Raw genomic sequence first — 19,420 nt, forward strand, 5'->3', positions numbered from 1 at the left:
GATTACTTCTTCTCGTCCTCGTCGTCGACGACCTCGGCGTCGATGACGTCCTCGTCGGAGGAGGTGTCATCGGCCGGAGCCTCGCCCGCGGCGTCGGCGCTCGGAGCGCCCTCTGCCTGGGACTGTGCGTAGATGGCCTCGCCGATCTTGCCCTGCGACTGGTTCAGCTTGTCGAACGCGGTCTTCACGGCCTCGTCGTCGTCGCCGGCCAGAGCCGTCTTCAGAGCGTCGACGTCGGCCTTGACCTCGGTCTTGACGTCTTCGGGCAGCTTCTCGTCGTTCTCGGTGATCAGCTTGTCGATCGAGTACGCGAGCGTCTCGGCCTGGTTGCGGACCTCGGCGGCCTCGCGGCGCGCCTTGTCCTCAGCCGCGTGCTCCTCGGCCTCGCGCACCATGCGCTCGATGTCCTCCTTCGACAGCGACGAGCCGCCGGAGATGACGATCGACTTCTCCGTGCCCGTGCCCTTGTCCTTGGCGGACACGTGCACGATGCCGTTGGCGTCGATGTCGAACGTGACCTCGATCTGCGGGATGCCGCGGGGAGCCGGGGCGATTCCGGTGAGCTCGAACGTTCCCAGCGGCTTGTTGTCGCGGGTGAAGTCGCGCTCGCCCTGGAAGACCTGGATCGCGACGGACGGCTGGTTGTCGTCTGCCGTGGTGAAGGTCTCGCTGCGCTTGGTCGGGATGGCCGTGTTGCGCTCGATGAGCTTGGTCATCATGCCGCCCTTGGTCTCGATTCCGAGGCTGAGGGGCGTGACGTCGATGAGCAGCACGTCCTTGCGCTCACCCTTGAGGACACCGGCCTGGAGGGCTGCGCCCACGGCGACGACCTCATCGGGGTTGACGCCCTTGTTGGCCTCCTTGCCGGTCTCGCGCTTGACGAGCTCGGCGACGGCGGGCATACGGGTCGATCCACCCACGAGCACGATGTGATCGATGTCGGCGACCTTGATGCCGGCTTCGCGGATGACATCCTCGAAGGGCTTCTTGGTGCGGTCGAGGAGGTCCTTGGTGAGGTCCTCGAACTTCGCGCGGGTGATGGTCTCGGAGAGCGAGACGGGGCCCGACTCGGTCAACGACAGGTAGGGCAGGTTGATGCTGGTGCTGGTCGAGGAGGAGAGCTCCTTCTTGGCCTGCTCAGCCGCCTCCTTGAGACGCTGCAGAGCGATCTTGTCGCCCGAGACGTCGACGCCCGTGGTCTCCTTGAACTGCTTGATCAGGTGGTCGACGAGACGCTGGTCCCAGTCGTCACCGCCGAGGCGGTTGTCACCCGCGGTGGAGCGCACCTGGATCGTCGAGAAGTCGTCGTCCTTGCCCACCTCGAGGAGCGAGACGTCGAAGGTTCCGCCACCCAGGTCGAAGACCAGGATGAGCTCGTCTTCCTTGCCCTTGTCGAGGCCGTAGGCGAGGGCTGCGGCGGTCGGCTCGTTGATGATGCGCAGGACGTTGAGGCCCGCGATCTCACCGGCCTCCTTGGTGGCCTGACGCTCGGCGTCGTTGAAGTACGCGGGGACGGTGATGACGGCATCCGTCACCGTGTCGCCCAGGTAGGACTCGGCGTCGCGCTTGAGCTTCTGGAGGATGCGCGCGGAGATCTCCTGCGGCGTCCACTTCTTGCCGTCGACGTCGAACGTCCAGTCGGTGCCGACGTGACGCTTGACGGATGCGATGGTGCGGTCGACGTTCGTGACGGCCTGGCGCTTCGCGGTCTCGCCGACGAGCACCTCGCCGTCCTTCGTGAATGCGACGACCGAGGGGGTGGTGCGGAAGCCCTCGGCGTTGGCGATGACCTTGGGCTCGCCACCTTCGAGGACACTGACGACGGAGTTCGTCGTACCGAGGTCGATTCCAACAGCACGTGCCATGTGATTCTCCTTTGTTGCTGAGGTTGATGTGGGTCTGGAGATCCGGGGCGATCAGGGAAACCTGAGTCGCGATGACTCAACTGTACTCCGACCTCCCGAGGCTGTCAAATGAAGTTGATATGACCCGGCTCAACTTTGCGACCAGGCGCGCACATTCGCGCCCGAGGCGCCGCGAGATCCTCGAAACACCGTCGTCACACGGCTCGCCTACAGTCGCACCATGAGCCGCCCCATCCTGCTCGCCGTCTCGCACGGCACCTCGGATGCCGAGGGTGCCCGGGCGATCGCCGACCTGGTCGATGCGGTCGCCGCCGCGCTTCCCGACGTCGAGGTGCGCAGCGCCTTCGTCGACGTGCAGCAGCCCGATGCCGCCGACCTCCTTCCGACGATCGAGGGGCCGGTCGTGATCGTGCCGCTGCTGCTGTCGCGCGGCTTCCACGTGCACCACGACCTGCACGGGATGGCGGCGAAGAAGCCGGACGCCGTCGTCAGCGACGCGATGGGACCCGACCCCCGGCTCGCCGAGGTGCTCGCGGATCGACTCGCGGCAGCAGGTGCGGCCTCCGCCACGTCCGCCGACGCGGCACGGCTCGAGCCGGTGATCCTCGCGGTGGCGGGCTCTCGCGACCCCGCGTCGGTGACGGATGCCGAGGCCATGGCCTCCCTGCTCTCGCTGCGACTCGGCGCGAAGGTCGAGCTCGCCTATCTCGCGGCCCGGCAGCCCGACCTGCCCTCATCGATCGCCGCGCACCCCGACGCGGTCGTCTCGACCTATCTGCTCGCGCAGGGCTTCTTCTTCGACCTCACGATCAGGCAGACCGCAGGACGCTCGGTCACCGCGCCCCTGCTCGACGGCGTGACGGTGCCGCAGCCGCTGATCGACCTCGTCATCGCCCGATACGACGAGGCGGCGGCTCGACTGCCCGCCACTGCCGCACGGTCATGACCCCGGACACGCCCTCCCGGGTCGGCACGGTCACGCTGGTCGGTGCCGGACCCGGCGACGCGGGCCTGCTGACTCTGCGCGGTCTGCGTGCGCTGCAGCAGGCCGATGTGATCGTGGCCGACCGTCTCGGAGCCCGGGTCGTGCTCGCGCAGCTCGCCGAGGACGGCGTCCTGCTGGATGCCGAGGTGGTCGACGTCGGCAAGCTCCCCGGTCACCACCCGGTGCCGCAGGACGGCATCAACGCACTGCTCGTCTCGCTGGCCAGGGACGGGCGCCGCGTGGTGCGGCTCAAGGGCGGCGATCCGTTCGTCTTCGGCCGCGGTCGCGAGGAGCAGCTGTTCTGCGAGGCGGCCGGCATTCCCGTCGAGGTGGTCGCCGGCGTGACGAGCGCGGTCGCGGTGCCCGGCCTCGCCGGCATCCCGCTGACGCAGCGCGGAACCGCCGAGACGTTCACCGTCGCCAGCGCACATGATCAGATCGTCGCGCTCGGTGGCGGACGCGACCACACCGTCGTGCTGCTCATGGGCGTGAACACGCTCGGCCATTCGGCGCACGTCCTCGCGGCCGGCGAGCGCGGCGGGGACTGCCCCGTGGCGATCATCGAGGACGGGTTCGGCGCACGGCAGCGCGTCACCGTCGGCACGCTCGCGACGATCGCGCATCTCGCCGCCGAGCGGCAGGTGCGCTCCCCCGCGGTCGTGGTCGTCGGCGACGTCGTCATGCTCAGCCCGCACGCCGAGGCCCCCGCGAGTTAGGCGACCCTCAGCTCCGAGATGGCAGACTGAGGACGTGCGAATTGCTGAGGCGGACACCTACGACGTGCTCGTGATCGGCGGCGGCCCCGCCGGCCTCTCCGCCGCCCTGAATCTCGGCCGTTCGCTCATGCGGGTGCTCGTGGTCGACGCCGATCGCCCGCGCAACGCCGCCACGCTGAACTCCCACGGCTTCCTCACCCGTGACGGAGTCGCCCCTCACGAGCTGCGTCGCATGGCCCGCGAAGAGCTCGCCGCCTACCCGAACATCGAGGTGCGCACACGCGTCAGGGTGCTCGAACTCCGCAGGACGGATGCAGGTGCGGATGCCGATCCGGCCGCGGATGCGGCCGGCGGGTTCACGGCATCCGTGGGGCGCAAGGATCCCACCGACGTGGTGGCCGCCCGGACCGTGCTGCTCGCGACGGGCCTGCGCGAGACCCTCCCCGACGTCCCCAACCTCCGCGGCTTCTACGGCATCAGCCTGTTCAGCTGCGCCGCCTGCGACGCGTGGGAGCTGCGCGGCCGACGACTCGCGCTCATCGGCGAGACCCCCGACATCGCCGAGCGAGCCCGCCTCATCGCGCGCTGGACCGAGGATCTCACGATCTTCACCCTCGGAGCCGACACCGTCAGCCCCGCCGAAGAGGCCGAGCTCGCCGCCTCCGGAGTGGCCGTGCAGCGGCATCCCATCGCCGAGCTCGTCGGCGACCGCGGCCGCATCGAGGCGATCAGACTGACCGACGGCACCGTCGTCGCCGTCGAGGGCGGCTTCGTGCGCCCCGAATGGGAGACCGATCTGTCGTTCCTCCGCGGCTTCGCGCCTGCCATCGACCACGACGGGCACCTCGTCACCGACCGCTCGGGGCGCACCGACGTCCCAGGACTCTACGCCGCCGGCGATGCGGCGATCCCCGGCCCTCAGCAGCTGATCGTCGCCGCGGGGGCCGGCGCGAGGGTCGCGTCCGTGATCGTGCACGACGCGGTCGGGATCGCGACAGCGCACTGACTCGGTGCCCGCACCGAGGGCTAGGCTGACCGGCATGACGCGCATCTCGCAGGTCTCGCCGCTCGTCCGCCTCGCCGCCGCCTCGGTGGTCGCGCTGGCCGTGCTGCCGCTCAGCGGATGCCTGTATGCGCAGATCCCGGTGAATGTCCCCGACGGCGACGGACCCGATCCCTCCCCGACCGCGGTCCCGTCCGAGCAGCCCTCCGACGAGCCCTCCGGCGATCTGCCGTCGTCGATGACCTTCGCAGACGGCGCAGACATCCCGGCGAGCGCCTACATCCAGTGGGGAGACGGCTTCGTCGTCGACGACGGCTGGAAGATCGTCAAGCCGGACGACGGCAACGGAGGCTGGACCTACGGCACGGTCGACGACACGTGCACCGCGCAGTTCTGGCAGGGGCTCATCCCCGACGTGCCGACCGTGGCTGGCGATGACAGCGTGAGCTCCGATGCGATGCTCGCCGTCATCCTGGGCGAGGCGGATGCCGCCGCGATCACCCCGCTGTCGACCACCGGAGGCTTCAGCTACCAGGTCGGCGGCAATGCCGAGGTCGAGAACCGGCAGGTCCTCGGGCAGGAGGCCGACCGCCAGTGGGCGATGGCGGCGCGCGCCTTCACCGCGACCGGGGTCGGACTCTACGTCATCGTCGACTGCACCGGCGGCGACATCGACGCGACGATGGCCGAGGTGATCGACAAGAACGCCGTCGTCATCTCGTGAGCCGGGCCTCGGCTCACTTGCCGCCGGGCGGGCCGACCAGCAGCAGGATCACGTACAGCGCGACGATGCCGACGGCGAGCAGGATCGCGAGCACCCACGGGCGACGCAGGAACCAGCGCATGAGGCGGTCGTACCAGCGCGCGTCGCGCGGGTCGTCGGTCTGCTCCAGGCGCCAGTCACCGGCCAGCCGCCCGGTGCGGTGCAGCCAGATCTCCATCGGGATGGTCGCGTAGGGCACGATCGCACTCGCCACGGCGAGGATCGCGACGCCGAGGTGCCAGCGCTGGTTGAGCGCGACGAGCACGGCCGTCGCCGCATAGGCGAGGAACACGAACCCGTGGATGCCACCGCCCACCGTCACGACGATGCCCGGCGCACCGGCGGCACGGGCGATGATCGCCGAGATCAGAAGGGTCCAGGTGATCGCCTCCGCGATCGCGAGAACTCGGAACAGGCGGTCGGGTGTGCGGAACACGGGACTCCTCGGGTGGGGGTCCTTCAGCGTATCCGGAATAGCTATGAGAGCCCGGGCGTTGCCGAAGGCATGGTGACCGTCGACTCCGCAGCCCTCGGGCAGGTGCTCGACGCCGTCGACCTCCGCGTCGGTGTCGCCCGTCGCGTCGCACTCGCCACCGGCGGCATCCTGCCGATCGCCTCGGGTGCCGCCACCCTCGTGTACATCGCATCGGGTTCGGTGCACGGGCACCCCCCGCTGACCACCGGATGCCGCCTCGACGTCGACGACGCGGCCCAGCTCGTCGCGGTGGACGATCGCCCGCTGAGCGCGAACCTGGTCGCCGGAGACGCGTTCCTGACGCTCGGCCGCGCCGCGATCGCCCTCGAAGCCGACGGGACGGCCGACCTGGTGGTCGTCGACCTGGAGTTCTCGGACAGCGCCTCGATGATCGCCGCGCTTCTTCCCGATCCGATCACCGTCATGTCGTTCGCCGCTCTCGAGCCGGCGGCGGCCGCGCTCGCCGGCAGCATGGGCCCCTCCGACCCCGCCACCTGCCCCTCGCGTCAGGGCGATCCCGTGATCTGCCGGATGATGGCGCAGACCGTTCTGCTCTCGGTCATCCGTGCCTGGGCGGCGAACGGCTGCGCACCGGCCGGCTGGCCCTCGGTGTCGAACGATCCGTTCCTCGACCGGGTGGTCGAGGCGATCCACGAGCAGCCCGGGCGCGACTGGACGGTCGAGCGCCTCGCGAACGTCGGCGCGATGTCTCGGTCGGTGTTCGCCGAGCGGTTCCGCAGCGCGATCGGACGCTCACCCGCCGACTACGTCACCGAGGTGCGCGTCGACGCGGCGAAGCGGATGCTGAGCGAGGGCCGGTCGATCAGCGAGATCTCTCGCGAGTTGGGCTACGCCTCGGATGAGGGTTTCAGCCGTGCGTTCCGCCGCCGCACCGGGATGCCCCCCTCCGCCTGGCGGGCATCGCAGCTCACCGCCGTTCCGGCCTAAGCCCGGCGACCGCCCTGCCGGGCACGGCGAGACGGCTCAGAGCCGCGCCGCCGCGGTGCTCATCCGGTTCGATGCACCGAACAGCACGGCACCGAGCAGCAGAGCCGCCGCGCCCACGACGTAGACGACCTCGACGCTCAGCGTGTCGACGAGCAGGCCGCCGACACCGGCGGCGATCGTGATGGCCCCCTGGAACCCGACGACCACGAGGCTGCCCCCGGCCTCGAGGCGATCGGGGGTGCGGTGGCCGACCCAGGTGTTGATCACGAGCAGCCAGGACGAGAAGAAGAACCCCCAGACGAGCACGACGATCGCGATGCCGAGGACCGATCCCGACAGGAAGATCATCGACAGCACCGAGGCCGCGATCACGAGCGGCGCGAAGACGGCGAAGAAGGCGAACGTGCGGTCGATGAAGAACCCGAGACCGAGGTTGCCGGCGAGACCGCCGACGCCGAAGAGCGCGAGCAGCAGGATGATCGTCGAGCCGTCGACCTCGGGGATGCGCTCGAGAGCCAGTCGCACGTACGTGTAGGCGAGGAAGTGCCCGAGCACCACGAGCACGTGTCCGACCATGCCGAGTGCGATGCCGGGGCGGCGAACCGTGTCGACCAGGAGTCGGATGCTGGACGCCTGCTCCGCCGGCACCGAGGGCAGCACGATTCTCAGCGCGACGGCCAGCAGCACCATGAGCACACCGGCGATCGCGAACACCGTCTGCCAGTCGACGATCTCGCTGAGCATCACGCCCAGCGGCACTCCGGCGACGGTGGCGAGCGAGACGCCCGCGGACGTGAACATGACCCCTCTGCCGAGATGCTCGGGTCCGGCGAGGCGCACGGCGACCGTGATCGACATCGCCCAGAACGCGCTGATCGCGGCCCCGAGCAGGAATCGGGCGAGGAGGACGATGATCAGGTTGGGCGCGACGGCGACGATGAGGTTCGACACCGCTGCGGCGAGCGCCATCCAGACGAGCAGCGATCGACGGTCGAGGCGGGGGAAGATGAGTCCCACCGTCGGTGCGACGATCAGGCCGACGAGAGCGGTGACCGTGACGGTCTGTCCCGCCTGACCGGGGGTCACGCCGAGCGCATCGGCCATCTCGGTGAGCACGCCGTTCGGCAGGAACTCCGCCGTGACGAGCAGGAAGCCCATCAGCATGAGCACGATGAGCCCGCCGTAACGGATGCTCTCGGTGCGGGCGGTCGTCACGGGCACGGGCGCGGTCGTCGTCATGGCTCCACACTCGCAGCGCTGCGGCCCCTCCGCCCGACGCGGCGTCCACGGCATCCGACCATTCGTCCGGATCGGGTCTGGACACCGGTCGGCTCCGCACCCTAGGCTCGACGACGCACCGGGGTTCTCCCGGAAGGCCAGAGCGAGAGGAGTGGATGACATGACCGCCGTCTCTGTCGTGCCCTTCGCCGACATCCTTCCTCTCGAGGCCTCCCGCTCCTGATCCGCGCGTGGCCTCCCTCTTCAGGAGCCACACCGTGTCTGATCTGTTCGCTTCTTCCGAAGCATCCTCTTCCCGTCTCTCCGGTGCGTCGACCTTCGACGCCTCCCCCTTCGAATCGGTCCCGACGTTCGCCGATGTCGAGCCCGGCGACGGCCAGCGCTGGACCACCTGGCCGGCGATCACCCCCTCTGAACGTGGGCCGCTGCCCTGGCCGGCCTGGGTGGTGACGAGCGCCGGCGCGCTCGACACCGAACTCGGCATCCTGAAGACCGGCAAGGAGGCCGACGTGTTCCTGCTCGAACGGGCGATGCCGGATGACCCCGCCCAGCGCACATTGCTCGCCGCCAAGCGCTACCGCGACACCGATCACAGCAGCTTCCACCGCTCGGGCGTCTACACCGAGGGCCGCAGCACCAGGAACACCCGCGACACCAGGGCGCTCGCGAAGAAGAGCGATCACGGCCGGGCGGTCGCCGCCCTGCAGTGGTCGTTCGCGGAGTTCGATGCGCTGTGCCGCATGTGGGAGCTCGGCGCGCCGGTCCCCTACCCCGTGCAGGTCAACGGCACCGAGCTGCTGATGGAGTTCATCGGCGACGCGAGCGGGGGTCGCGGCACCCCGCCTGGCGGCGGTGCGCAGCGACCGGGGCGAGCTGGCCGGTCTGTACGACCAGATCGTCGACCTGATGCGGATCTTCGCTGCGGCGGGCTTCGCCCACGGCGACCTCTCGGCGTACAACCTGCTCGTGCACGACGGCCGGGTGCGGGTGATCGACCTGCCGCAGATCGTGGACATCATCGCGAACCCGCGAGGCCTGGATCTCCTGCACCGCGACTGCGTCAACATCTGCGACTGGTTCACCCGCCGCCGTGTCGAACGCGACCCCGAAGAGCTGTTCGCCGAGCTGCTCGCCGCGTCGTACGCGTGAAGGCGGCGCGCCTCGCACCGGCACCCGGCGCGCCGTCACCGTCCGTTCACCCCGCGCCGCCAGACTTCGAGCATGAGCGATTCCCCGCAGAGCGGCGCGGTGCCCGAGCCCGCTGCGACGGCCAACAGCGGCGCGGTCGGCGTGATCGGCCTCGACCTGCGCGGCGAGACACCGGCCCCGAAGAAGCAGGTCTACTCGTGGGCGCTGTGGGATTGGGCGACGCAGCCTTTCAACACCGTCATCCTGACCTTCATCTTCACGGCCCTGTACCTCACGACCGAGGCTTTCCTGCCGGCGTCGATCGCGGGCCTCGACGCCAAGGATCCGATCCGCGAAGCCGCTGAGGCCGATCTCGCCTCGGGGCTCGGCCTCGGGTCGACGATCGCCGGCATCGCGATCCTCCTGATCGCACCGGTGCTCGGGCAGCGAGCGGATGCCGCGGGGCGCCAGAAGCTCTGGCTCGGGATCGGCACCGGCGCGCTCGTCGCCTGCATGTTCGGCCTCTGGTTCGTCGAGCCGACGCCCGCGCTGTTCTGGCTGGGCGTCGCACTGATCTCGGCCGGCTCTGTGTTCGGCGAGATCGCTGCCGTGAACTCGAACGCGATGCTCGTCGGCATCGCGAACCCCAAGACCGTGGGCCGCATCTCGGGGCTCGGATGGGGGTTCGGCTACATCGGCGGGATCATCGCTCTCGTCCTGGTCGTCATCTTCTACATGCTCGACTGGTTCGGCCTGCCGGAGGACGGCGGGCTGCCCTTCCGCATCATCGCCGTCGGCTGCGCGATCTGGGCGATCGTCTTCTCGATCCCGATCTTCCTCAACGTGCCGGAGCCGTCGCTCGGGCGCCCCGAGCGCAAGGTCGGCTTCTTCGCCTCCTACGGACTTCTCGTGAAGGACGTCGTCGGCCTCTACCGCAACCCCGAGACCCGTCAGACGTTCTGGTTCCTGCTGTCGAGCGCGGTGTTCCGCGACGGACTCGGCGGCGTCTTCGCCTTCGGGGCCGTCATCGCCAGCCAGGTGTTCGACTTCGCCTTCCTCGATCTCGTGATCTTCGGCATCGCCGCGAACCTCATCGCGGGTGTCTCGACGATCATCGCCGGACGCTACGACGACCGCTTCGGGCCGAAGCGCATCATCCTCATCTCGCTCGCCTCGATGGTGATCGCGGGGCTCGCCGTCTTCTTCCTCGTGGATGCGGGCACGGTCGTGTTCTGGATCGGCGGCCTGTTGCTCTGCGCATTCGTCGGTCCCGCGCAGGCGGCATCCCGGTCGTTCCTCGCCCGCATCACCCCGGCCGGGCGCGAGGGCGAGATCTTCGGCCTCTACGCCACGACCGGGCGGGCGGCGAGCTGGATGGCATCCGGTGCGTGGACGCTGCTGATCGTGCTCTCGGGGTCGACGTCGTACGGCATCCTGGGCATCGTGCTGGTGCTGATCGCCGGGTTCCTCCTGCTGCTGCCGGTGAAGGCGACACAGCGGGCCTGATCCGATGGCCCGCGGACGTCGCAGCCCCGGGAGTAGCCTGACCGCGTGACGGTCATCATCGCTTTCCTCGCCAACATCCTCGTCGCGATCGCCAAGACGGTCGCGGCCGTGATCACCTCTTCCGCGTCGATGGTCGCCGAAGCCGCGCACTCGTGGGCGGATGCCGGCAACGAGGTCTTCCTCCTGATCGCCGACCGCCGTGGTGCGCGGGCGAAGGATGCCCGGCATCCGCTGGGCTACGGGCGCGCGGCGTTCGTCTGGTCGTTGATCGCGGCGTTCGGCATCTTCACCGCCGGCTCGATCGTGTCGATCATGCATGGTGTCCAAGAGCTGTCCGAGACCGGCCCGGTCGAGAGCCCGACCGTCGCGTACACCGTGCTCGGCATCGCATTCGTGCTCGAGGGCGCGTCGTTCACGCAGGCGATGGTGAAGTCTCGACGGTTGGCACGCGAGCGCGGATCGTCGACGTGGGACTACGTGCTCGACACCAGCGACACGACGCTGCGGGCGGTGTTCTTCGAGGACCTGGCGGCTCTGATCGGCCTCGTGATCGCGGCCGGCGCGATCGCGATGCACCAGGTCACCGGCGTCGCCGCATGGGATGCGATCGGGTCGATCCTCGTCGGCATCCTGCTGGGTGTCGTGGCGGTCATCCTCATCGGACGCAACATCGCGTTTCTGGTGGGCTCCAACGCGTCGCCCGCGCTGCGTGATCGAGTCGGGCGGGCGCTGCTCTCGTCTCCGCAGATCCAGCGGCTCACGTATCTGCACATCGAGTACGTGGGCCCGAACCGCCTGTTCATCGTCGCCGAGGTCGACCTGACCGGTGACGCGCGCGAGCACGATGTGGCTCGAAGCCTGCGCGCGATCGAGCAGCAGATCGAGGCGCACGACGTCGTCGAGACGGTGGTGCTGTCGCTGTCGGTCGATGACGAGGAGTCCCTCGAGTTCGGGGCAGCTGTCTGAGTTCATCCGGCACGCGCGAAGAGTTCATCCGGCACGCGCGAAGACGGGCGGCCGCCGCGTTCTGCCCTGCGCCGAGGCGCTGAGTCTTGGGGTGCGCCATTGCTGTGCGGGGTCCCACCACCTCGGCCCTCGCACCTGCGGAATGCCGTCATTCATCCGGATCTCCCACCCGGACGTTCCCAGACTCCGGTGGTGCCACCAGCACAACGGCACCCCGTTGTCGGTGTGCGTCGGCCCGCCCCTGGCGTGTTCGGTGACGTGATGGATCTCGCACCAGGATGCCGGGACATGGCACCCGGGGATGAGGCATTCTCTGTCGCGGGCGATGATCGCGCGACGTTGATGCACGGTGAACACCCGATCGGTCGTCGTGATCCCGATGATCCGACCCTCGTCGAGGAGAACTCGCTGGATGGTGCCGGAGCATCCGACGTGGGAGGCGACACTCAGAGGCAGTTGGCCCCACGCACCGCTGACGCTCGCACGCCCGGTGCCGTTCACGAGGTCGTTCGCATCCACCGTCACGACCAGCACCGGTGCGGCGCCTCCGAGTGCGGGCATATCTCGATGACAGGCGGCGATCGCCAATGCCGCGGCGAGAGCATCATGACGCTTCTGCGCCGGCGTGCGGTCATCGATGACGGCACGCGGATCGGAGTTGTACGGATCCTCGTCGCCGTCTGCCGCATCGCCGTCTTCCGCGTCACCGCGATCGGCCGCGGGCGTGAACGCGACGCCGGGCATCGGCGGCCCGTCCCCCTTGGGGTTGTTCAGCGCATCGAGGATCAGCTCCAACTGCGCGGCGACCTCGGGCGTCAGGTATCCCTTGATCGACCGCAGCCCGTCTCGCACCCGCCCGAGGGTTATCCCCCGACGCCGGGCAGGCTCATCACCCGGCCCGTCTCCATCAGGGTCGAGCAGCGCGACCAGCGTCTCAGCAAGCAGCTTCAGCTCATCGAGTGTGGGCGCCGGGCCACGGACCTCCCCGTCGGGGCCCGCCTCGGCGTCAGGTCTGATGCCGCGAGCCGCGCGAGCGAGACACGTGTCGGCGTCGAGCCGATCAGCGGCACCGATGCGATGCGACACCTTCTCGATCGGCTCTGTCGCGGCGAGCATCCCCGCGACTCCGATCACCCCATCGAGCAGCGCCTCCCGCAGCGCCGGCCAGCGAGCAGGCAGCCGATCGCCGGACACCAGATTCACGTCCCGGCGGACCAGAGCGACCACTTTGCCGACGCGCGTCGCCTCTCGCACGTCTGTCAGCAGGGTGCGCTGCAGCAGTTCGTTCTGAGTGCGGCGCCCCGTGGCATGCGGGAAGTCCACCGCATCCCCTGCGGCGATCGTCTCGACCACCACGGCTTCGACCCGCCGGAACGCCGCGCTCGCAGCCTGCAGCACCTCGACCCGTTCTGCATCCGTAAGCCCCGCGAGCGCGTCGTCGGACAGCACCTGATCGAGGTCGGAGACGACCTGATCGAGAAGGGCACGAGTGCGGGATGACATGACTCCATCACACACGGGGCCACCGACATTCGAGCCCTGAAGTCAGCCTCTTTTCAGCCAGGTCAGAAGCATATTCCGGAACACTGGACATGCATTCCGGAACACCGGCGAGCGCCTACCCACACCGACCGCCAGTACCGCCACGCGCCAGTCAGCTCTCCCAGTTGTCGGCGAGCTTGTTCAGCAGCGTCGCGAGCTGATCGCGCTCCTCATCCGTGAATGCGGCGAGCGCCTTGCCGAGCGCCTCCCGCCGCTCGCCGCGCATGCCCCGAGCGACCTTGCGCCCTTCGTCCGTCAACGCGATGCGCGTGCGCCGCGCGTCGTCGGGGTCGGCCTCGCGGCGCACGAAACCGTGAGCGACCCCCTGTTGCACGAGCCGCGAGGCCCGGGGCTGATCGACTCCGATCGCCGCGCCGAGATCACTGACGCTGAGAGGAGCGGATGCCGCGGCGAGCGCCTCGAGCATCCGCATCCGCGCCGGGCCGCCGAAGCGTCCGGACGGGTCGATCGCCCACGGCGGCATGCCGGGGTGCACAGGGTGCCCACGTCCGTGACTCCCCTGCTCGAAGTGGTCAGGGTGGGGTCCGCCGTGCCAGCCGTGCGGCCCGCCCATCCCTCGCGATCCGCGACCACGGTCGCCGGGGCGCCTTCCGCGAAGGCGCGACAGGGCGCGGGCGATGGCCTCGGCGGGGTCGTTCTCTGCGGCGCTCACAGATCGATTTTACATGCGACTTGACATGGATCTGCACTACATGTCACACTACATATACATGCATAGTGACAAGAACATGCTCCATGACATCTAAGGACTCCACCCATGAACACCTCTGACACTCAGAACACAGACAGCACCTCCCGCCCCTTCGGCTATTGGCTGAAGGCCGTCGACCGCCTGATGGCGGCCGAGTTCGACTCCGCTTTCGACGGCGAGCATGCAAGCCGCCGCGACTGGCGGATGCTGAACATCATCGACGGCACCGCGCCGGCCCGCCGCCCCCTCAACGCACACAAGCTGCACAGCCTGGTCGAGCGCGGCTGGGTCGTCGCCGACACCGACAGCGACCGCGGCTGGACGCTCACCGACGACGGCCGCGCGGCGAAAGACCGCCTCAGTGCCGTCGTCGACGGCATCCGCGCCAAGGTCACCGACGCGGTCGGACCCGAAGACCTCGAGACCACACTGGCCACGCTCGAGCAGATCGCTCGCGCGTTCGGCTGGGACGAGCAGACGCCGCTTCCTCGTGGACGCGGCCGTCGCCGCGGCTTCGGCCGCCACGGTTTCGGACCCGGATTCGCCCCGGGGCGCGGTTTCGGCCGCCACCACCGACACCCGTTCGGACGCGATCACGGTGTCGCACCCGACTTCGCGTCCGAGCACGAGCACGACCACGAATCGGATGCCGAGTTCCGCCGCCGCGAGTGCGGTCACCGCGGACACCCGGGCCACGACCGCTTCGCGGACGCACGCCGCTCACACCACGGCCACCACGGCCACCCGCATGACATCGCGGAAGACCGTGACCACCGCCATGGTGGTCACGGTCACGGTGGCTTCGGAGACGTACGCCACGGCGAGCACCGCGTCGCCCGCGCGGCGCAGCACGCCTACGAGCGCGGCTTCGACGCCGGCTTCTCCCGCGGCCGCGACGCCTGAGGCGTCACACCCGCATCCGCTGCACCCAGAACGCCCCGTTCGCTTCGGCGCACGGGGCGTTCCCGCCCGTCGGAACCCCACCCCGAGGCAGCTCACGCCAGGAGAACAGCGCCGACCCCGTCGCGAGCCGCGGAGAGGCGCCTAGCGTAGAGCGGGCAGAACGACCTCGTCGACGAGCTGCACCACCGCATCCGATTCGAGTGCGCGCCGCCGCAGGCTGACGCTGCCGAACGCCGCGGTCGGCACGAGGCCGGCGATGAGCGCGACCGGAGCGTCCGCACGCACCTCGCCCCGCTCGATCCATCGCTCGATCACTGCCGTGAGCGCCGCGACGGGCGGTCCGCCGACCACTCGATAGGCGATGTCGCGCAGCTCGTCGTCGCGTCCGATCTCGCTCAGGATGCTGGCGAGCACGCCGGCCGTGCGGTCATCCGCCCTCGCGAAGTGCATCGCCGCAGCGAGGAGATCCTCGCGGAGGGTGCCCGTGTCCGGCACCTCGGCAGCGACCTGCAGCGCACCGACCGCTGCCACGACGAGCTCGGCCTTCGTCTCCCATCGGCGGTAGATCGCGGAACGCCCGCAGCGGGCGCGCTCTGCCACGGCGCCGATCGTCGTGCCGGCGTAGCCGCTCTCGATCAGCAGATCCTGCACCGCCTCGAGAATCGACGCCTCCACGCCGGGGTCACGAGGACGCCCCGCCGGTCTGGTCGTCGCATCTGCGCTCATCGGACCCATTGTACATTCCGGTATCGAGCAGTACCGTTTATATCCGGTACTACTCGGTACCGGATATCCGAACCACACTCCAAGGAGCCGTCATGGTCACCACCGCCGTCCGCGCAGACCGGCGCACCACCGGATCCCGGTTGCGCACCGCACTCATCCTCACCGCCGCCATCGCCGCGGCCATCGCGACGAACTCCGTCGTGGCCCTCCTCGCAGTGGCTGCCGGCGCTCCGGCGACATACGGGCCGCTGACACTGCCCGCCTATGCTCTGTTCACGACTCTGGGCATCGTCGTCGGCTGGATCGGCTGGTCGCTCGTGCGCCGCCGCGCCCGCAACCACCGCCGCACGCTCTCGATCCTCGTGCCGATCGTGACCGTGGCGTCGTTCATCCCCGACGTCCTGCTGCTCGTTCTCCGCTTCATCCCGGGAACGACGGTGAGCGCCGTCATCGGGCTCATGGTCATGCATGTCGTCGTCGTCGGAGTCGCAGTGCCCGCATACATCTGGGCCTCGAGGAGACGCTGAGGGAAGCACTGGCGCCACTCTCGGCCGACGCGTCGCACGGCGCGAAGGTCAGGCGCCCGGTTCTTCCGGGTGGAGCAACCGGGAGGCACCGAGAATCTCGATGCCGAGCAGGTGGCCGTCGCGATCGAAGTCGAGAAACAGCTCACCGGAGATGTCGTCGGGCAGGTTCACCGCGACGGTTCTCGCGACCTCGCCATCCGCGATGGCTGCGCCCACCGTCACGTACGCGGCGTCGACCTCAGGGTCGCGTCGCAGCTCACCCACGCCACAGAGTCGCGGCGGCGGCGACGACATCCGGGGCACCCGCCGACTGCGCGAACGACACCGTCGTGCCGAGGTAGACCGCACCGGCGATCGCCGCCGCGAGCAGCACGATGAGGAATCCGAAGATCACCGCCGACAGCGCGCGGTATCCCCCGGATGTCGGCACCTCAGGTGCCACCGACGGCTGCGCCCAGTCGTCGGCCACCGGCGCCGGCTGATCGCCCGTGAGGATCGCCGGCTTGGGCCGCGACCGGCGAGTGCTGGGAAGCATCGCCTCGGGCGGAGGCGGCAGAATGACGGCATCCGGAATCTCGGACTCCGCGGGAGGCGGCGGGATCACCGCATCCGGAACCTCGGACTCGGGCGGAGGCGGCGGAATGACAGCATCCTCCGGTCGGATGTACGGATCTCTGCTGTCACTGCTCATCTCAGCCCCCTACGGCTCCGACGTCGGTCGTGCCGACGTCCGTCTTGTGGAAGTTCTGGAACGAGCGGGATGCGGTCGGCCCGCGCTGCCCCTGGTAGCGGTTGCCGTACGGGCCCGAACCGTACGGGTTCTCGGCCGGCGACGTCAGCCGGAAGAAGCACAGCTGACCGATCTTCATTCCGGGCCACAGCTTGATGGGCAGCGTCGCGACATTCGCGAGCTCGAGCGTCACGTGCCCCGTGAACCCGGGGTCGATGAAGCCGGCGGTCGAGTGCGTGATCAGCCCCAGGCGACCGAGCGACGACTTGCCCTCGAGGCGGGCTGCGATGTCGTCGGCCAGCGAGACCTGCTCGAACGTCGCACCGAGCGCGAACTCGCCCGGGTGCAGGATGAACGGCTCGTCGGGGTCGACCTCGATCAGCCGAGTCAGCTCCGGCTGATCGACCGACGGGTCGATGAACGGGTACTTGTGATTGTCGAAAAGACGGAAGTACCGGTCCAGCCGCACGTCGATGCTCGACGGCTGGATCATCTCCGGCTCGTGCGGATCCAGACCGATGTGGCCGGAGGCGAGTTCTGCTCTGATGTCGCGGTCGCTGAGAAGCACGGCCCCAGCCTAGTTGGCACACGCCGCCGACACTTTGGCCATGACGGATCAGGCGGGTAGGCTTGCGTTCACCTGCTCCTCGGATGCAGGTGCGGGGCTGTAGTTCAATGGCAGAACTTCTGCTTCCCAAGCAGATAGCGCGGGTTCGATTCCCGTCAGCCCCTCCACAGGACCCCCGGCTCGCCCGGGGGTTTTCTCTTGCCATCCGTTTCCTCCTCCGCTCCGAACAGGAGCAGATGGGCCCGTTCTCGTGCGCCCGAGAGGAGTTCCGATGCTCGAATCGTCGACCCCGCCGCTCGCCGACCTCGACGGGTACCGCAACGTCACCGACCTGCTCGTCGCGCGAGTCACCGCAGCTCCCGACCACGTCGCCTTCGAGGTCAAGGGAGCGAATGTCGGTGACGCGTGGCGCCCGATCACGACCCGCGAGTTCCTCGGCCAGGTGCGCGCTCTGGCCAAGGGCTTCATCGCCCAGGGCGTGCGGGCCGGTGATGCCATCGCGATCATGGCTCCGACTCGTTACGAGTGGGCCGTCGCCGACCTCGCCGCCTGGTACGCCGGCGCTGTCGTCGTGCCGATCTACGAGACGTCCTCCCCCACGCAGGTGAACGCGATCATCGCGGACGCGGATGTGCGTCTGGCCATCGGCGGCACCTCGATGCACGCGGTGCTGCTGCAGTCCGCACTCACCCACACGGAGCGGATCACGCTCGGCGCCTGGACGATGGATGCCGCAGTGTCCGGCACGCTCTCCGATCTGGTGGCGCGGGGCGCCGCCGTCACCGACGAGGAGCTCGAGGCACGCAGGGCGTCCGCCACGCAGGACGACCCCGCCACCATCGTCTACACCTCGGGCACCACGGGCGAGCCGAAGGGGGTCGTGCTCACGCACCGGAACTTCCTCGGGCAGGTGCTCAACATCGCCGCCGCCTACCGCGAGATCGTGAACGAGCAGGGCAACACCGTCATCTTCCTGCCTCTGGCCCACGTGCTCGCGCGCGGCCTGCAGCTGATCTGCCTCGCCAGCGGGATGCGCATCGCGCACCTGTCCGACCCGTCGACCGTCGTCGCGACCCTTGACACACTGCGCCCGACGTTCCTCGTCGTCGTGCCGCGCGTGCTGCAGAAGATCGAGGCGGCAGCCGCCGCCAAGGCGTCCGACAAGGGTCTCACCGCCGTGTGGGAGAAGGCTCGGGCGACGGCGATCGCGTGGGGCCGGCGTGCCGAGCGGGTCGACGCGGGCCTCACCCCCGGAACGAGCCTCGGGCTGCGCCTGCGTCACCGCCTCTACGACGCCGTCTTCTACCGCCGCCTCCGCGCTGTGATGGGCGGGCGGGTCGACTACATCCTCTCCGGCGGAGCAGCGCTCGACTCGGAGCTGTCGCTCTTCTTCCGCGGCATCGGCGTCCCTGTCATCGAGGGCTACGGCCTGACCGAGACGACCGCGCCCCTCACCGGCAACCTGCCCGGTCGCATCGCGTCGGGCAGCGTCGGCTCGCCGCTTCCGGGACTCACGGTGCGCATCAGCGACGAAGGAGAGGTGCTGGCCCGCGGGCTCGGCGTCTTCAGCGGCTACCGCAACCCCGCGCACGACGACGGCGCCTTCATCGACGGATTCTTCCGGACGGGCGACCTCGGGCGCCTCGACGACCAGGGCAGGTTGATCCTCGACGGCCGCCTCAAGGACGTGATCGTGACGTCGAACGGCAAGACGATCGTGCCGACCCGCTGGGAGAGCGTCGTCGAGGCGGATCCGCTGGTCTCGCACGCGGTGATGGTCGGCGAGGGGAAGCCGTATCTCTCGGCGCTCCTCGTGCTCGACCCCGAGCAGACCCGGGCATGGGCGGATGCCGAAGGGCTCAGCATCCCTCTCCTCGCCGAGACCGACATCCGCGCCGTGACCGAGCCGACGCTGCGCGCCCGCCTGCAGCGCACCGTCGACGCCGCCAACGCGCTCGTCGCTCGCAGCGAGCAGGTGCGCCGTTTCAGCGTCGTGTTCGCCGACCTCGACGACCGCGGACTCGTCACCCCGACCATGAAGCTCAAGCGGAGCGTCGTGCTGCATCGCGCAGCCCTCACCGTCGAAGACCTCTACCTCTGACAACCGGAAAGAACACC

The 19,420-nt window shown here is 69.3% G+C and carries 21 protein-coding genes, 1 tRNA gene and 1 pseudogene; 13 read left to right on the forward strand and 10 right to left on the reverse strand.

Going from position 1 to position 19,420, the window contains the following annotated elements:
- Positions 1–2: 2 nt before the first annotated feature.
- Positions 3–1,865 carry a molecular chaperone DnaK gene (dnaK, locus tag AKG07_RS11500; protein WP_053098066.1) on the reverse strand — a complete coding sequence of 621 codons (1,863 nt, stop codon included), beginning with the start codon at positions 1,863–1,865 and terminating at the stop codon, positions 3–5.
- A gap of 220 nt (positions 1,866–2,085) precedes the next feature.
- Here dnaK and AKG07_RS11505 point away from each other — a divergent pair, with 220 nt between their 5' ends.
- Genes AKG07_RS11505 through AKG07_RS11520 form a run of 4 tightly spaced genes read left to right on the forward strand, consistent with a single transcriptional unit; the run spans position 2,086 to position 5,293 of the window.
- Positions 2,086–2,811: a sirohydrochlorin chelatase gene (locus AKG07_RS11505; protein WP_053098067.1), complete on the forward strand. Its 726-nt coding sequence runs from the start codon at positions 2,086–2,088 to the stop codon at positions 2,809–2,811.
- Entirely contained in the window at positions 2,808–3,566 is a 759-nt protein-coding gene (gene cobA, locus AKG07_RS11510; protein WP_053098068.1) for a uroporphyrinogen-III C-methyltransferase, read from the forward strand. The genes AKG07_RS11505 and cobA overlap by 4 nt, the downstream gene beginning before the upstream one ends.
- Before the next feature lie 34 nt (positions 3,567–3,600).
- A complete protein-coding gene (locus AKG07_RS11515; RefSeq protein WP_233277255.1) occupies positions 3,601–4,572 on the forward strand; it encodes an NAD(P)/FAD-dependent oxidoreductase in 972 nt (323 codons plus the stop codon).
- 34 nt (positions 4,573–4,606) lie between these two features.
- On the forward strand, positions 4,607–5,293 hold the full coding sequence (locus AKG07_RS11520) for a hypothetical protein (protein WP_053098069.1): 687 nt from the start codon (positions 4,607–4,609) through the stop codon (positions 5,291–5,293).
- Positions 5,294–5,306: 13 nt separating this feature from the next.
- On the opposite strand, the gene AKG07_RS11525 is transcribed toward AKG07_RS11520, so the two are convergent.
- Positions 5,307–5,768, reverse strand: coding sequence for a DUF3817 domain-containing protein (locus AKG07_RS11525; protein ID WP_053098070.1), 462 nt, complete (start codon positions 5,766–5,768; stop codon positions 5,307–5,309).
- A 69-nt stretch (positions 5,769–5,837) separates the two neighbouring features.
- Here AKG07_RS11525 and AKG07_RS11530 point away from each other — a divergent pair, with 69 nt between their 5' ends.
- On the forward strand, positions 5,838–6,755 hold the full coding sequence (locus AKG07_RS11530; RefSeq protein WP_053098071.1) for a helix-turn-helix domain-containing protein: 918 nt from the start codon (positions 5,838–5,840) through the stop codon (positions 6,753–6,755).
- 36 nt (positions 6,756–6,791) lie between these two features.
- Here the strand turns inward: AKG07_RS11530 and AKG07_RS11535 are convergent, their stop codons facing one another.
- On the reverse strand, positions 6,792–7,994 hold the full coding sequence (locus tag AKG07_RS11535) for an MFS transporter (protein ID WP_053098072.1): 1,203 nt from the start codon (positions 7,992–7,994) through the stop codon (positions 6,792–6,794).
- A gap of 530 nt (positions 7,995–8,524) precedes the next feature.
- Here AKG07_RS11535 and AKG07_RS18160 point away from each other — a divergent pair.
- From AKG07_RS18160 to AKG07_RS11550, 4 genes and pseudogenes are all read left to right on the forward strand, one after another.
- Positions 8,525–8,752: pseudogene (locus tag AKG07_RS18160) on the forward strand (serine/threonine protein kinase); the annotation flags it as partial.
- 94 nt (positions 8,753–8,846) lie between these two features.
- Positions 8,847–9,143 carry an RIO1 family regulatory kinase/ATPase domain-containing protein gene (locus AKG07_RS18165; RefSeq protein WP_250635868.1) on the forward strand — a complete coding sequence of 99 codons (297 nt, stop codon included), beginning with the start codon at positions 8,847–8,849 and terminating at the stop codon, positions 9,141–9,143.
- Positions 9,144–9,215: 72 nt separating this feature from the next.
- Positions 9,216–10,628 carry an MFS transporter gene (locus AKG07_RS11545; protein ID WP_053098073.1) on the forward strand — a complete coding sequence of 471 codons (1,413 nt, stop codon included), beginning with the start codon at positions 9,216–9,218 and terminating at the stop codon, positions 10,626–10,628.
- Positions 10,629–10,673: 45 nt separating this feature from the next.
- Positions 10,674–11,594: a cation diffusion facilitator family transporter gene (locus tag AKG07_RS11550; protein WP_053098074.1), complete on the forward strand. Its 921-nt coding sequence runs from the start codon at positions 10,674–10,676 to the stop codon at positions 11,592–11,594.
- 24 nt (positions 11,595–11,618) lie between these two features.
- On the opposite strand, the gene AKG07_RS11555 is transcribed toward AKG07_RS11550, so the two are convergent.
- From AKG07_RS11555 to AKG07_RS18245, 3 genes are all read right to left on the reverse strand, one after another.
- Entirely contained in the window at positions 11,619–13,097 is a 1,479-nt protein-coding gene (locus AKG07_RS11555) for an HNH endonuclease signature motif containing protein (RefSeq protein ID WP_053098075.1), read from the reverse strand.
- Between the two features lie 151 nt (positions 13,098–13,248).
- A complete protein-coding gene (locus tag AKG07_RS18090) occupies positions 13,249–13,809 on the reverse strand; it encodes a MarR family winged helix-turn-helix transcriptional regulator (RefSeq protein ID WP_233277256.1) in 561 nt (186 codons plus the stop codon).
- A 90-nt stretch (positions 13,810–13,899) separates the two neighbouring features.
- Entirely contained in the window at positions 13,900–14,373 is a 474-nt protein-coding gene (locus tag AKG07_RS18245; RefSeq protein ID WP_171821953.1) for a hypothetical protein, read from the reverse strand.
- Here AKG07_RS18245 and AKG07_RS18250 point away from each other — a divergent pair.
- A complete protein-coding gene (locus AKG07_RS18250) occupies positions 14,339–14,896 on the forward strand; it encodes a hypothetical protein (RefSeq protein ID WP_171821954.1) in 558 nt (185 codons plus the stop codon). The genes AKG07_RS18245 and AKG07_RS18250 overlap by 35 nt on opposite strands.
- Here the strand turns inward: AKG07_RS18250 and AKG07_RS11570 are convergent.
- Positions 14,893–15,477 carry a TetR/AcrR family transcriptional regulator gene (locus AKG07_RS11570; RefSeq protein WP_053099281.1) on the reverse strand — a complete coding sequence of 195 codons (585 nt, stop codon included), beginning with the start codon at positions 15,475–15,477 and terminating at the stop codon, positions 14,893–14,895. The two genes, AKG07_RS18250 and AKG07_RS11570, sit on opposite strands and share 4 nt — an antisense overlap.
- Before the next feature lie 92 nt (positions 15,478–15,569).
- On the opposite strand from AKG07_RS11570, the gene AKG07_RS11575 reads away from it, so the two are divergent.
- On the forward strand, positions 15,570–16,004 hold the full coding sequence (locus tag AKG07_RS11575; protein WP_053098077.1) for a DUF6069 family protein: 435 nt from the start codon (positions 15,570–15,572) through the stop codon (positions 16,002–16,004).
- A 48-nt stretch (positions 16,005–16,052) separates the two neighbouring features.
- Here AKG07_RS11575 and AKG07_RS11580 read toward each other — a convergent pair whose 3' ends face one another.
- Genes AKG07_RS11580 through dcd form a run of 3 tightly spaced genes read right to left on the reverse strand, consistent with a single transcriptional unit; the run spans position 16,053 to position 17,302 of the window.
- Positions 16,053–16,268, reverse strand: a complete 216-nt coding sequence (locus AKG07_RS11580) for a DUF2283 domain-containing protein (RefSeq protein WP_230100931.1) — start codon at positions 16,266–16,268, stop codon at positions 16,053–16,055.
- Positions 16,261–16,695 (reverse strand): hypothetical protein, encoded by a 435-nt coding sequence (locus AKG07_RS11585; protein ID WP_053098079.1) that lies wholly within the window; start codon positions 16,693–16,695, stop codon positions 16,261–16,263. The genes AKG07_RS11580 and AKG07_RS11585 overlap by 8 nt, the downstream gene beginning before the upstream one ends.
- 1 nt (position 16,696) lies before the next feature.
- Positions 16,697–17,302 carry a dCTP deaminase gene (gene dcd / locus AKG07_RS11590; protein WP_042536862.1) on the reverse strand — a complete coding sequence of 202 codons (606 nt, stop codon included), beginning with the start codon at positions 17,300–17,302 and terminating at the stop codon, positions 16,697–16,699.
- A 93-nt stretch (positions 17,303–17,395) separates the two neighbouring features.
- Here dcd and AKG07_RS11595 point away from each other — a divergent pair.
- A tRNA-Gly gene (locus AKG07_RS11595) sits at positions 17,396–17,469 on the forward strand.
- Positions 17,470–17,573: 104 nt separating this feature from the next.
- Entirely contained in the window at positions 17,574–19,403 is a 1,830-nt protein-coding gene (locus AKG07_RS11600) for an AMP-dependent synthetase/ligase (protein WP_053098080.1), read from the forward strand.
- Positions 19,404–19,420: the final 17 nt, after the last annotated feature.

The sequence above is a fragment of the Microbacterium sp. CGR1 genome (genome assembly GCF_001266755.1).
Lineage (GTDB): Bacteria > Actinomycetota > Actinomycetes > Actinomycetales > Microbacteriaceae > Microbacterium.

Bases quoted from the DNA above. Each gene is read 5' to 3' on its own strand.
- dnaK (WP_053098066.1), bottom strand. From the start codon at position 1,865: ATGGCACGTGCTGTTGGAATCGACCTCGGTACGACGAACTCCGTCGTC.
- AKG07_RS11505 (WP_053098067.1), top strand. From the start codon at position 2,086: ATGAGCCGCCCCATCCTGCTCGCCGTCTCGCACGGCACCTCGGATGCC.
- cobA (WP_053098068.1), top strand. From the start codon at position 2,808: ATGACCCCGGACACGCCCTCCCGGGTCGGCACGGTCACGCTGGTCGGT.
- AKG07_RS11520 (WP_053098069.1), top strand. From the start codon at position 4,607: ATGACGCGCATCTCGCAGGTCTCGCCGCTCGTCCGCCTCGCCGCCGCC.
- AKG07_RS11530 (WP_053098071.1), top strand. From the start codon at position 5,838: ATGGTGACCGTCGACTCCGCAGCCCTCGGGCAGGTGCTCGACGCCGTC.
- AKG07_RS11535 (WP_053098072.1), bottom strand. From the start codon at position 7,994: ATGACGACGACCGCGCCCGTGCCCGTGACGACCGCCCGCACCGAGAGC.
- AKG07_RS11545 (WP_053098073.1), top strand. From the start codon at position 9,216: ATGAGCGATTCCCCGCAGAGCGGCGCGGTGCCCGAGCCCGCTGCGACG.
- AKG07_RS11555 (WP_053098075.1), bottom strand. From the start codon at position 13,097: ATGTCATCCCGCACTCGTGCCCTTCTCGATCAGGTCGTCTCCGACCTC.
- AKG07_RS11570 (WP_053099281.1), bottom strand. From the start codon at position 15,477: ATGAGCGCAGATGCGACGACCAGACCGGCGGGGCGTCCTCGTGACCCC.
- AKG07_RS11575 (WP_053098077.1), top strand. From the start codon at position 15,570: ATGGTCACCACCGCCGTCCGCGCAGACCGGCGCACCACCGGATCCCGG.
- AKG07_RS11585 (WP_053098079.1), bottom strand. From the start codon at position 16,695: ATGAGCAGTGACAGCAGAGATCCGTACATCCGACCGGAGGATGCTGTC.
- AKG07_RS11600 (WP_053098080.1), top strand. From the start codon at position 17,574: ATGCTCGAATCGTCGACCCCGCCGCTCGCCGACCTCGACGGGTACCGC.